11 protein-coding genes are annotated in these 12,158 nt (G+C 73.4%); 8 read left to right on the top strand and 3 right to left on the bottom strand.

Annotated features, from left to right (window positions below; translation table 11 throughout):
- The coding region (locus NFU81_RS39400; RefSeq protein WP_251501778.1) for a sensor histidine kinase at nt 1-1,972 on the bottom strand (1,972 nt) is incomplete at its 3' end.
- Between the two features lie 336 nt (nt 1,973-2,308).
- On the opposite strand from NFU81_RS39400, the gene NFU81_RS39395 reads away from it, so the two are divergent.
- A complete protein-coding gene (locus tag NFU81_RS39395; protein ID WP_251501775.1) occupies nt 2,309-3,079 on the top strand; it encodes a hypothetical protein in 771 nt (256 codons plus the stop codon).
- Nucleotides 3,080-3,121: 42 nt separating this feature from the next.
- Here NFU81_RS39395 and NFU81_RS39390 read toward each other — a convergent pair whose 3' ends face one another.
- Nucleotides 3,122-3,568, bottom strand: coding sequence for a MarR family winged helix-turn-helix transcriptional regulator (locus NFU81_RS39390; protein ID WP_251501772.1), 447 nt, complete (start codon nt 3,566-3,568; stop codon nt 3,122-3,124).
- A gap of 214 nt (nt 3,569-3,782) precedes the next feature.
- Here NFU81_RS39390 and NFU81_RS39385 point away from each other — a divergent pair, with 214 nt between their 5' ends.
- Nucleotides 3,783-4,643: a lysozyme gene (locus tag NFU81_RS39385; RefSeq protein ID WP_251501770.1), complete on the top strand. Its 861-nt coding sequence runs from the start codon at nt 3,783-3,785 to the stop codon at nt 4,641-4,643.
- A gap of 60 nt (nt 4,644-4,703) precedes the next feature.
- On the opposite strand, the gene lon is transcribed toward NFU81_RS39385, so the two are convergent.
- Nucleotides 4,704-7,142 carry an endopeptidase La gene (gene lon, locus NFU81_RS39380; RefSeq protein WP_251501767.1) on the bottom strand — a complete coding sequence of 813 codons (2,439 nt, stop codon included), beginning with the start codon at nt 7,140-7,142 and terminating at the stop codon, nt 4,704-4,706.
- A 195-nt stretch (nt 7,143-7,337) separates the two neighbouring features.
- On the opposite strand from lon, the gene NFU81_RS39375 reads away from it, so the two are divergent.
- From NFU81_RS39375 to NFU81_RS41550, 6 genes are all read left to right on the top strand, one after another.
- Entirely contained in the window at nt 7,338-8,141 is an 804-nt protein-coding gene (locus NFU81_RS39375; protein WP_251501764.1) for a GNAT family N-acetyltransferase, read from the top strand.
- A complete protein-coding gene (locus NFU81_RS39370) occupies nt 8,138-8,959 on the top strand; it encodes a nucleotidyltransferase domain-containing protein (RefSeq protein ID WP_251501761.1) in 822 nt (273 codons plus the stop codon). Before NFU81_RS39375 ends, NFU81_RS39370 begins: the two co-directional genes overlap by 4 nt.
- Nucleotides 8,960-9,038: 79 nt before the next feature.
- Nucleotides 9,039-9,713 carry a spermidine synthase family protein gene (locus NFU81_RS39365; protein ID WP_422665400.1) on the top strand — a complete coding sequence of 225 codons (675 nt, stop codon included), beginning with the start codon at nt 9,039-9,041 and terminating at the stop codon, nt 9,711-9,713.
- Between the two features lie 71 nt (nt 9,714-9,784).
- Nucleotides 9,785-10,498 carry a response regulator transcription factor gene (locus NFU81_RS39360; protein WP_251501758.1) on the top strand — a complete coding sequence of 238 codons (714 nt, stop codon included), beginning with the start codon at nt 9,785-9,787 and terminating at the stop codon, nt 10,496-10,498.
- A 14-nt stretch (nt 10,499-10,512) separates the two neighbouring features.
- Nucleotides 10,513-11,601 carry a HAMP domain-containing sensor histidine kinase gene (locus tag NFU81_RS39355; RefSeq protein WP_251501756.1) on the top strand — a complete coding sequence of 363 codons (1,089 nt, stop codon included), beginning with the start codon at nt 10,513-10,515 and terminating at the stop codon, nt 11,599-11,601.
- A gap of 217 nt (nt 11,602-11,818) precedes the next feature.
- Nucleotides 11,819-12,158 (top strand): 2-oxoglutarate dehydrogenase E1 subunit family protein (locus tag NFU81_RS41550; protein ID WP_251501753.1); only part of this gene is annotated, 340 nt, incomplete at its 3' end.

The following is a 12,158-nucleotide window of genomic DNA, read 5'->3' as shown; positions in this document are numbered from 1 at the left end:
GGCCGGCGGGCGCGGCGGCGGCGTAGCGGCGCGGGTCGCCGCCGGTGAAGGCGGCCGGGTCGAGCGGGGTGACGGGCGGCTCGTCGGGGTCGACCGGGGGCACCAGCAGGCCGGGCAGCACGACCACGGCCTGGATGCCGCCGGACGCCAGCGGGTGCAGCCGCACCCGGACGCCGTGCCTGCGGGCCAGCCGCGACGCCACGTAGAGGCCCATGCCCGCGACCGCGCCGGGCGGTGCCGGATCGGGGTCGGCGAGCAGGGCGTTGAGCTCGTCGAGGCGTTCCGCGGGCAGGCCGATGCCCGCGTCCACCACGGCGACCGCGACCTCGCCGGTCTCCATCAGCTGTCCCGACAGCAGGACTTCGGTGGTCGGCGCGGAGAACCCGGTGGCGTTGTCGAGGAGTTCGGCGATCAGGTGGGCCACGTCGTCGGAGGCCCGGCCCGCGACGCGGACGGCGGGCAGCACCTCGATCCGCACCCGCTCGTAGCGCTCGACCTCGGAGATCGCGCCGCGGACCACGTCGACCAGCGGGACCGGGCGGGCGGTGGCGCCGTGGCTGTGCTCGGTGCCGCCGAGCACCAGCAGGTTCTCGGAGTTGCGGCGCATCCGGGTGGCGAGGTGGTCGAGCTGGAAGAGCGTGGCGAGCCGGTCCGGGTCCTGCTCCTGCTCCTCCATGCCCTCGATGAGGGCGAGTTGCTGCTCGACCAGGCCCAAGGTGCGCAGGCTGAGGCTGACATGGGTCATGTGCGCGGCATTGCGGACCGCCGCCGCACTCAACTCACGGTCCAGGTCCGCGACATGGGCGATCAGCTCGTCGTGGGCGCGGCGCAGGGCGTCCTTCTCCGCGACGGCGCCGGCCAGCGCTCCCCTGGTGCCCTGGGTGGCGCCGCGCTGCACGGTCAGCTCGCCGGCCAGCTCGGCGGCGCGGGCGCGCAGCGCCTGCGCCTCGTGGGTCAGCGCGTTGGCGCGGCGGGCGACGGCGGCGTACTCGTCCTGGCCGATCACCTCGACGCCCTGGCCGCTCTCGGCGTCGGTGCGCGACCAGCGGTACAGCGCCGCCAGCGGGCGGTTCAGGCCGCGGAAGAGCGCGACCAGCGCCCCGGCGAGCAGCAGCAGGCACAACGCGGCCAGCGCGGACCGCAGTTCGAGGACCGTGACGGTGTGGTTGCGGTGCGCGGTGGCGGCCGCGACCCGGTCGGCGGCCGCGGACGCCTCGACGCTGCGGATCAGGCCGATGCGCGCGGTGAGCGCGGACTTCACCGCGGCGGCGCCGATCGCCCGGTCGGTGCGGGTGAGTTCGGGCGCGTCGAGCAGCGCCGCGGTGTCCTGGTCGGCCTTCGCGACGTCGGCGCCGGTCACCGTCTTGTCGTAGCGGTCCCGCAGGTCGGCAGGGGCGGTGGCGCGGAAGTCGGCGAGCGCGGCGGCCTCCTGGAGCCTGGCCGACTGCGCGGCGGCCACCAGCGAGGGCTGGGTGCCGCCCTGGGTGAGTGCGCCCACCAGCAGCCCGCGCTGCACCGAGGCGGCGCCTGCCAGCCGGGTGAGCGGGTCGGCGCCCGGCCCTTCCCCGGCCCGCCCGAGCGCGTCGATCAGGGGCTGGTACCCGGTCACCACGGCCTGGACGCCCTGCTTCCCCGGCTGCGCCGCGAGCGCCGCCGCGCGGGTGCGGGGCAGCGCGGCGAGCGCGGTGCGCAGATCGGCCGGCGGGCCGGCCGCGAGCACGTCCCGCAGCTGCCGGTCGGTACGGGTCCCGTCCGCGGCGGGAAGCTTCGGCGCCTTCGTGCCGGCCGCGACCAGTGCGGCCACGTCGTCCCGCTCGTCGGCGAGGTCGTGGGCCAGGACGGTGGTGCGGGTGGCCAGCTCGGCTGCTGCGGCCCGGTCCTGCGCCGCCGTCAGATCACCGACGCCCAGAGCGACGCCTGGCGCAGCCGCGGCCATGACCGCGGTGGCGCAGACCAGCAGGGCGGCGAGCATGCGCTGCCTGACCCGACGCGCACGCGGTTGACGTCGTTCACGCACTTCTGGCTCGCAATCACGTATCGCAGGCGGGAGTTCCCCGGGAATATGCAGGGGCTGACACGACCCTTGCAGTCCCGCCAGGAGGGGGGCCATGCCTCCCTCCCCCGGACACTCGAACGAGTGAATCGCACCGGCGACACACCGGACAAGCCGAGTAGAGCGGACACCGTTTCGCCGCGCCGCGCGCATACTGGCGCCGCCGGGCGGCTTTTGACAGGATGCCCGCCCACAGCCGGGCCGACCGACCGCCCGGTCGAACGGTTCGAACGCGGGCTGCTGCACACTGAGGCCATGCGTATCGAGACGGCGACGGCTCCCGGGACGCCCGGCGCCCCCAACGAGGACTTCGTGGCGGTGGCGCTGCCCGCCGGTGGTCACGGCGGTGCGCTGGTCCTGCTGGACGGCGTGACCCCGCCGCCGGACAACGGGAACTGCGTCCACTCGGTGCCGTGGTTCACCGCCCGGCTGGGCGGGGCGCTGCTCGAACTGTCCGTTTCGCGGCCGGACATCACACTTGCCGACTGTCTGTCGATTGCGATCGCCGGTACGGCGGACGCCCACCGGGGCACGTGTGAGCTTTCTCACCCGCTCACTCCGCAAGCCACCGTGGTGGCGGTGCGGTGGGGGGCGGACGAGCTGGAGCACCTCGTGCTCTCCGACTCGGTGCTGCTGGTGGAGGGCGCCGACGGCTCGGTGACCGCGGTGCTGGACGACCGGATCGACCGGCTGCGGGCCGCGGGGCGGCGGGTGGCTCCGCTGCGGAACCTGCCGGGGGGCTTCTTCACGGCCGCCGCCGATCCGGCCGTCGCCGCCAAGGCGGTCACCGGCCGCGTGCCGGTCGCGTCGGTCCGCTCCTTCGCCGCGCTCAGCGACGGTGCCGCGCGGGGCGTGGAGGTCTTCGGCACCGACGACTGGGCGTCCACCCTCGCCCTGCTGCACAAGGCGGGACCCGAGCGGCTGCTCACCCGGGTGCGCGATCAGGAGTCCGCCGATCCGCTGGGCGCGGACGTACCCCGCGGCAAGCCCTTCGACGACGCCACCGCCGTCCTCGTCGCCCTCTGACTCCCCCGGCGGGGTCCGGTCACCCCGGTGGGGGTACGGAGGTCACAGAACTTCCGCGGTCGATTCGTTGAGGTCGTGGAGGAGCCGCGCGAGGTCCGCGAGGTCGCCCCGGTCCCACCCGGACAGCTGGCGCAGGTAGGCCGCGCGGCGGGCCCGGCGGACCCGGTTGAAGCGCTCCCTGCCGCCCGGGGTGAGCCGCATCAGGAAGGCCCGGCCGTCCGCCGGATCGGGCTCGCGGTCGACCAGCCCGAGAGCCTCAAGTGCCCGTAGCTGACGGCTCATCGTCGCCTTGCCGACCCCGAAGTAGGACGCCAGGTCGGTGGCCCTCTCCGGCTCGGCCTCCTGGAGCCGGACCAGCAGCCCGTACGCCGCCGGCTCCAGGTCCGGATGCACCGCCCGGGCGAGCTCGCCCGAGGCCGCCCTGGCGCGGCGGAAAAGCACCGTCAGCTCCCGCTCCAGCGCGTCCGCCGAGGGGTCGGCACCCGTCACATCTGCCGCATTGCGCGCGTCGATCACTGCAATCCCGCTTTCAACGCCTGAAAGTTGTCTTCACACACGGTGGTTTCCGCAGCACGTCAAGTATTTCGCAGGAGTAGACCAACGGCGGTAACAGGACCCTCTTTCCACGCGCGTAGCGTCCCACGTACCGTCCCACTGTCATGACCATCCCAAGGTCATGCCGAGTCCCCCACTGGAGGCACGCATGTCCCACGGAGTTTTCTCCGTCGTGCACGGCAACGGCTCGGTCCGGACCAGGCTCGCGCTGCTGGCCGGTTCACTCGTCACGATGCTCGCGATGGCGCTCGCCGCACCCGGCACGGCGCACGCGGCGAATTCCGGACACATGACCCACCCCGACCTCGACTGGCTGGGCTCCCAGATCAAGATCCACGAGGGCGCCGGCTCCGCCGCGGACGCCAAGGCCGTCACCCCGATGGTCACCCAGACCCCGGGCATGGACGTCTCCAGCTACCAGGGCAACGTGAACTGGGCCGGCGCCTGGTCCAACGGTTCGAAGTTCGCCTACATCAAGGCGACCGAGGGCACCTCGTACACCAACCCCTACTTCACCCAGCAGTACAACGGCTCCTACAACGTCGGCATGATCCGCGGCTCCTACCACTTCGCCCTGCCCGACGTGTCCACCGGCGCGGCGCAGGCCGACTACTTCGTGGCGCACGGCGGCGGCTGGTCGGGCGACGGCAAGACGCTGCCCGGCGCTCTGGACATGGAGTACAACCCCTACGGCGCGACGTGTTACGGCAAGTCCGCCAGCGCCATGGTCAGCTGGATCACGTCGTTCTCGAACGAATACCACGCCAAGACCGGCCGCTACCCGACGATCTACACGTCCACCAGCTGGTGGAGCACCTGCACGGGCAACAGCAGCGCGTTCGGCGCCAACGCGCTCTGGGTGGCCCGCTACTCCACCGCGGTCGGCACCCTGCCGGCCGGATGGGGCTACTACACCTTCTGGCAGTGGGCCGACTCGGGCACCTTCCCCGGTGACCAGGACCGCTTCAACGGCGCCCTGGACCGTGTCCAGGCCTACGCCAAGGGCTGAGCCCCGGCACGGCGGCGGCCCCTTCCCCCGGGTGCGGGGGAAGGGGCCGCTTCCGTGCGGTCAGGCCGCCACGGCCACCTGCGGCAGCTCGGGCTCGGCGCCGGCGTCCGCCGGGGCCAGGGCCAGGGCCAGCACCTGGCGGACGTCGCTGACCGGGTGGACGTCGAGGACGTCCAGGATCTCGGCGGGGACGTCGTCCAGGTCCGGCTCGTTCCGCTTGGGGATCACCACGGTGGTGATACCCGCGCGGTGCGCGGCCAGCAGCTTCTGCTTGACCCCGCCGATCGGCAGCACCCGGCCGGTCAGCGAGACCTCACCGGTCATCGCCACGTCCGTGCGCACCCGCTGGCCGGACAGCAGCGACGCCAGCGCGGTGGTCATCGTGACACCGGCGCTCGGCCCGTCCTTGGGCACCGCACCGGCCGGTACGTGGATGTGCACGCCCCGCTCCTTGAGGTCGCCGACCGGCAGCTCCAGCTCGGCGCCGTGCGAGCGCAGGAAGGACAGCGCGATCTGCGCGGACTCCTTCATCACCTCGCCCAGCTGCCCGGTGAGCTGCAGCCCCGACCCGCCGGTCTCCGGGTCGGCGAGAGACGCCTCGATGTAGAGCACGTCACCGCCGGCCCCGGTCACCGCCAGGCCCGTCGCCACCCCGGGCACCGCCGTCCGCCGCTCCTCCGGGTCCTGCGCGGACTCCGGTACGTGGTGCGGCCGGCCGATCAGCCCGCGCAGGTCGTCGGGTCCCACCGTGAAGGGCAGCTTCTGGTCGCCCAGTTCGTGCCGGGCGGCGATCTTGCGCAGGATGCGCGCGACCGTACGCTCCAGCGCCCGCACCCCGGCCTCCCGGGTGTACTCCCCGGCCAGCCGGCGCAGCGCGCCCTCCTCCAGGGTCACCTCGTCGGCGTCCAGGCCCGCCCGCTCCAGCTGGCGCGGCAGCAGGTGGTCGCGTGCGATGACGACCTTCTCGTCCTCGGTGTAGCCGTCCAGCCTGACCAGCTCCATGCGGTCGAGCAGCGGCTCGGGGATGGACTCCAGGACGTTCGCCGTGGCCAGGAAGACCACGTCGGACAGGTCCAGCTCGACCTCCAGGTAGTGGTCCCTGAAGGTGTGGTTCTGCGCCGGGTCCAGGACTTCGAGCAGCGCCGCGGCCGGGTCGCCGCGGTAGTCCGAGCCGACCTTGTCGATCTCGTCGAGCAGCACCACCGGGTTCATCGACCCGGCCTCCTTGATGGCGCGCACGACCCGGCCGGGCAGCGCGCCGACGTACGTCCTGCGGTGGCCGCGGATCTCGGCCTCGTCCCGCACGCCGCCGAGCGCGACGCGGACGAACTTGCGGCCCATCGCGCGCGCCACCGACTCGCCCAGCGACGTCTTGCCGACACCGGGCGGGCCGACCAGCGCCAGCACCGCGCCGCCGCGGCGACCGCCCACGAGGCCCAGGCCCCGGTCGGCCCGGCGCTTGCGCACCGCCAGGTACTCGGTGATGCGCTCCTTGACGTCGTCCAGACCGGCGTGGTCGGCGTCCAGCACCGCACGGGCGCCGGCGACGTCGTAGGTGTCCTCGGTGGTCGTGTTCCACGGAAGTTCGAGAACGGTGTCGAGCCAGGTGCGGATCCAGCTGCCCTCGGGCGAGGCGTCGGAGGACCGCTCCAGCTTCTCGACCTCCTTCATCGCCGCCTCGCGCACCTTCTCGGGCAGGTCGGCGGCCTCGACGCGGGCACGGTAGGCAGCGCCTTCATCGGCCGGATCCTCTTGACCACCGTTCAGCTCGGCCAGCTCCTTGCGGACGGCTTCGAGCTGCTGGCGCAGCAGGAACTCGCGCTGCTGCTTCTCCATGCCCTCCTGGACGTCCTTGCGGATCGTCTCGGCCACGTCCTGCTCGGCGAGGTGGTCGCGCAGCCGCTGGATGGCCAGCCGCAGCCGGGCCACCGGGTCGACCGTCTCCAGCAGCTCGACGCGCTGCTCGGCGGTCAGGTAGGGGCTGTAACCGGAGTTGTCGGCCAGCTGGCCGATGTCGTCGATCTGCTGCACCCGGTCCACGACCTGCCAGGCACCGCGCTTGCGCAGCCAGCTGGTGGCCAGCGCCTTGTACTCCTTCATCAGCTCGGCCACCGTGCCGGGCGACTCGGCGGGTACGGGCTCCTCGATCACGGTGCCCTCGACCCACAGCGCGGCGCCGGGTCCCGTGGTGCCCGCGCCGATCCGCACCCGCTTACGGCCCTTGATCACCGCACCGGGATCGCCGTCGGACAGCCGTCCGACCTGCTCGACCGTGCCCAGGGTGCCGACGGCGGCGTAATTCCCGTCGATCCGCGGTACCAGCAGCACCCGCGGCTTCCCGCTCCCGGCGGGATTCGCGGCCTGCGCGGCCTCCACGGCGGCGCGTACCTCGGTGTCCGTGAGGTCCAGCGGCACGACCATGCCGGGCAGCACGACCTCCCCGTCCAGCGGAAGGACCGGCAGGGTCAGCGGGTTGGAAGGGATGGACTCAATCGGCATGATCGCTCCTCCTGCAAGCAAGTTGAGTACACCCCACTCAATGCACGGGGCTCCGCCGGTGTTCCCGGCCGGGTGTTCGCTCTGAGCGATCGCCTGCTCCACGGGCGTGACCAGCACGGACCCGCGGATGCGGCGGGCCGGGGGGCCGCTCGCAGCCGGCGGAAAACCGGTTGCAGGGCGTCGTAACGTCGGGGGATGACCGAAGACGACGCGAAGCTGCTCGATGCGTACGACGCCCAGATGCGCGGGGTGCCGCCGGTGCGGCCGGTGGGTGCCCATTACGAGCAGGACGGGCCGCTGGTGCGGATCGTCGGGCAGTTCCGCGGGTTCGTGACCGCGCCTCAGGACCTCGGGCTGCGCGGTGCGGAGCTGGACGCGCTGATCGCCCGGCAGCGCGACTACTTCGCCGCCCGCGGCGAGGCCGTCGAGTGGAAGATCCGCGGCCACGACGCACCCGCCGACCTGCCCGAGCGGCTGCGCGCGGCCGGTTTCGCCGCGGAGGACCAGGAGACCGTGCTCGTCGGCCGGGCCGACGAGCTCGCCGCCGCCGGAGCGGGGCAGCGGCCGCTCGCCGAGGGCGTCACCCTGCGGCAGACCACCGACCCGGCCGACCTGGCCCGGGTCGGCACGATGCTCAGCACCGTCTGGGGCATGGACATGGAATGGCTCGGCACGGACCTGGCCGGCCGGATCGAGGCGGCGCCCGACCAGATCGCCGTGCTCGTCGCCGAGGCGGAGGGCGAGGTCGTCTCGGCGGCCTGGCTGGTCTTCCGCCCCGGCACGCAGTTCGCCGGCCTGTGGGGCGGCTCCACGCTGGCCGGGTTCCGCGGCCGCGGCATCTACCACGCCCTGGTCGCCGCCCGCGCCCGGCTCGCCGCCGACCGCGGCGTCACCTATCTCCAGGTCGACGCCTCCGACGACAGCGCGCCCATCCTGCGCCGGCTCGGCCTGCGCGCCATCACCACGACCACGCCCTACGTCTGGACGCCGCCGTCATGAGGCCCGGGCTCGCCGCCGACGGCACGATCGCCCGCGAGGGCGCGCTGTCGAAGGTCCCGGCGGCGTACGCGCGCCTGCTGGACGAGACGCGGGACCGCATCCGTGCGGCCTTCCCCGGCGGGCGGCTGCACAGCGCGTACGTCTACGGCAGCATCCCGCGCGGTACGGCTCGCGCCGGGCGGTCCGACCTCGACCTGCTGGTCGTCCTGAACGAGCCGCCGTCCGCGGCGGACCGCGCGGCCGCGGACCGCGTCGAGGCGGGCCTCGACGCGGACTTCGCCGTCATCGACGGGGTCGGGCTGCTGCTCGACGACGCGGACACGCTGCTCAGCGAGCTGGAGCGGTACGACCTGGGGTTCTTCGTGGCGTGCCTGTGCACGCCGCTGCTGGGCGAGGACCTGGCGGGGGCCCTGCCGCGGTACCGGCCGGACGGGCTGCTCGCCCGGGAGACCAACGGGGACATCGGGCTCGCCCTGCCCGGGTGGCGCGAGCGGGCGGCTGCCGCCGGCTCGGAGGACCAGCGCACTGCGCTGTGCCGCGGGGTGGCCCGGCGGATCGTACGGACCGGGTTCACGCTCGTCATGCCGCGGTGGGGCGGCTGGACCAGCTCGCTCGACCTCCAGGCCGAGGTTTTCGCGGGGTACTACCCCGACCGGGGTGCGGCCATGCGGCAGGCCGCACGATGGGCCCGCACCCCCACCGCCGACCCGGCGGCCCTCGCCCTGCTCCTGTCGGACCTGGCCCCCTGGCTCACCTCCACGTACCTCGCGGTCCACGGCCCGAAGACCCCCCGCCCTTCTCCGGGCGCCCCGGGGTGACCGCCCCTTGCGGCGGGCCGTCGCCCCGACGCCACCGGGGGAAGGTCCCGGGAACGCGGACAGGGCATACGGTGGGGGCGTGTTGAGCGAGAGCGACGTCGTCGTGGTGGAGCGGCGGGAAGGCCCGGCCGGCGAGGTCGTACTGCGGCAGCGCGGCCGCACGTACGAGATCATCGCCAACGGCTGCTTCCTGATGGACACCTCCGACGGCACGTCGGAACGGCTGCTGGTCGACGCGGCACTCCAGGCGCTGGAGGGGAGAGACGACGCGCCACGCGTCCTGATCGGCGGGCTCGGGGTCGGCTTCTCGCTGGCGCGGGCGGCCGCCGCGTCCTGGGGGCGTATCGACGTCGTGGAGCGGGAGCCCGCGGTCGTGGGGTGGCACCGCGAGGGGCCGCTCGCGGCGTACTCCGAGGGCGCCCTGGAGGACCCGAGGGTGACCCTCGTCCAGGACGACCTGCTGGCGCACCTGTACCGTGCGGGCGAGCCGTACGACGCCCTCTGCCTGGACATCGACAACGGCCCGGACTGGACAGTCACCGAGAACAACGGCAGTCTCTACAGTCCCAGCGGCCTCGACGCCTGCCGGAACCGGCTCACGCCGGGCGGCGTCCTCGCAGTGTGGTCGGCACAGCCGTCGGCCACCTTCGAGGCGGCACTGCGGTCCGCCGGGTTCGAACGGGTGCACACCCTTGAGATCCCCGTGATCCGCGGTGTGCCGGATGTCGTGCACCTGGCACACCGGGCGTCGTAAGGCGTGATGGTCACGGCTGCGGCCCGCCCCGTACGCTGCCGGGTATTCCAGGACGAATTTGTGGGGCGGAATTGGACGGCACGCAGACGACGGGCGCTCAGCGCCGGGTGCTGGTGGTCGAGGACGACCAGACGATAACGCAGGCGATCGCGGCGCGGCTGCAGGCCGAGGGCTTCCAGGTGCGGACGGCGGGTGACGGCCCCGCCGCGGTGGAGGCCGCGCACTCCTGGCAGCCCGACCTGCTGGTGCTCGACGTGATGCTGCCCGGCTACGACGGCCTGGAGGTCTGCCGCAGGGTGCAGGCCGACCGGCCGGTGCCGGTGCTGATGCTGACCGCGCGGGACGACGAGACCGACATGCTGGTCGGCCTCGGCGTGGGCGCCGACGACTACATGACCAAGCCGTTCTCCATGCGGGAGCTGGCCGCCCGGGTGCACGTGCTGCTGCGCAGGGTCGAGCGGGCCGCGACGGCCGCGCACAGCCCGCGGGGCGCCGCGATCCAGCTGGGCGACCTGGAGATCGACCACGCGCAGCGGCGGGTGCGGGTCGGCGGGGCCGACGTGCACCTGACACCGACCGAGTTCGAGCTGCTGGTGTGCCTGGCGCAGCAGCCCAGGGCGGTACTGTCCCGCGAACAGCTGCTGGCCGAGGTCTGGGACTGGGCGGACGCGTCGGGCACCAGGACCGTGGACAGCCACGTGAAGGCGCTGCGCAGGAAGATCGGCGCGGACCGCATCCGTACCGTGCACGGCGTCGGCTACGCGCTGGAGATGCCCTCGAAGTGAGCAGGAGTGCGCCGGTGAGACGCTGGTGGCGGTGGGTGTGGGCGGGGATCTGGGCGGCGCTGCGGCCGTGGGACCCCTACCGGTCGATCAAGGCGGCGCTGCAGGCGCTGGTGCTGGTGTCGGTGCTGATCACCACGGGCCTGGTGATCCTGGCGATCCACTCGGCGACCGAGCTGCGGGTGATCACCATCTTCTCGGCGATCGCGTCGCTGCTGATCACCCAGATCGTGGCGAACGGCCTGACGGCCCCGCTGCGGGAGATGACGGCGGTCGCCCGGGCCATGGCGGGCGGCGACTACAGCCGCCGGGTGACGCGGGTGCGCAGGGACGAGGTCGGGGAGCTGGCCGAGACCTTCAACCGGATGGCCGCCGACCTGGCCGCGGCCGACCGGCACCGCAAGGAGCTGGTGGCGAACGTCTCACACGAGCTGCGCACCCCGATCGCGGCGCTGCGCGCGGTGCTGGAGAACGTGGTGGACGGGGTGTCGGCCGCCGACCCCGAGACGATGCGGCTGGCCCTCCAGCAGACCGAGCGGCTCGGCAAGCTGGTCAGCCAGCTGCTGGACCTGTCGCGGCTGGACAGCGGGGCGACCCGGCTGGACGCCAAGCGGTTCGAGGTGTGGCCGTACCTGTCGGCGGTGCTCAAGACGGCGAGCCTGGGCATGGGCACCGGCGGCAGCGGGTCGCGCTCCCGGGCGCGGGCCGACGTGCCGCTGCACCTGGACGTGTCGCCGCCGGCGCTGACGGCCTACGCGGACGGCGAGCGGCTGCACCAGGTGGTGGCCAACCTGGTGGACAACGCCGTCAAGCACAGCCCGCCGGGCGGCCGGGTCACCGTACGGGCGCGCAGTGGGCCGGCGCCCGGCAGCCTGGAGCTGGACGTGGTCGACGAGGGTCCCGGCATCCCCGAGGCGGACCGCGTACAGGTCTTCGAGCGCTTCCACCGCGGCTCGCACCCGGGCGGCGACGGCGGTACGGGGCTGGGTCTGGCGATCGCCCGCTGGGCGGTGGATCTGCACGGCGGACGGATAGAAGTGGCCGAATCCCCTCGGGGCTGCCGCATCCACGTCACCCTTCCGGGTGCCGTCGCCGCCGCACCTTGACGCAGCGTGCGCGCACTTCAGGCCGTGCGTGACGACGACTTCCGGCCCGAGAACCCTCAAGAGGGACCAGTTTCCCGCCAGGAACGACCCTGAAACCATACTTCGGGTGTGACTTGCGCGACGACTGCACCCCGGGCCTGCGGTGGAGGCTCCGGTAGGCGTAGCCTTTATTTCCGCTGTCCACCATCTTGTGAAGCGGAAGAGGGCGGTTACCGCCGTGTCGCCACAGTCCCCCAATAGCTCTAGTGTCACGACCGACCACGAACCGCAGGGCGAAGGCCCTGCAGCGGGTTTCGGCCCGAACGAGTGGCTTGTCGATGAGATCTACCAGCAGTACCTCCAGGACCCGAACTCGGTAGACCGAGCCTGGTGGGACTTCTTCGCCGACTACAAGCCGGACGGCTCCGCCGCCACGGCGGCCCCCGCGGGCCAGGGCGGGGCCTCGGGTGCCGCGGCACGCGCCGCCACCGCACCGGTGGCTTCAGGCCAGCCCGTGCCCCCGGCCCCCGCGGCCACCATCCCGGCACCGCCCGCCCCCGCGGCGCCGGCTCCCGCAC

This window comes from Actinacidiphila cocklensis (genome assembly GCF_907177275.1).
Lineage (GTDB): Bacteria > Actinomycetota > Actinomycetes > Streptomycetales > Streptomycetaceae > Actinacidiphila > Actinacidiphila cocklensis.
Note: the sequence above shows the minus strand (reverse complement) of the source record. Positions and strands in the feature narration are given on the sequence as shown.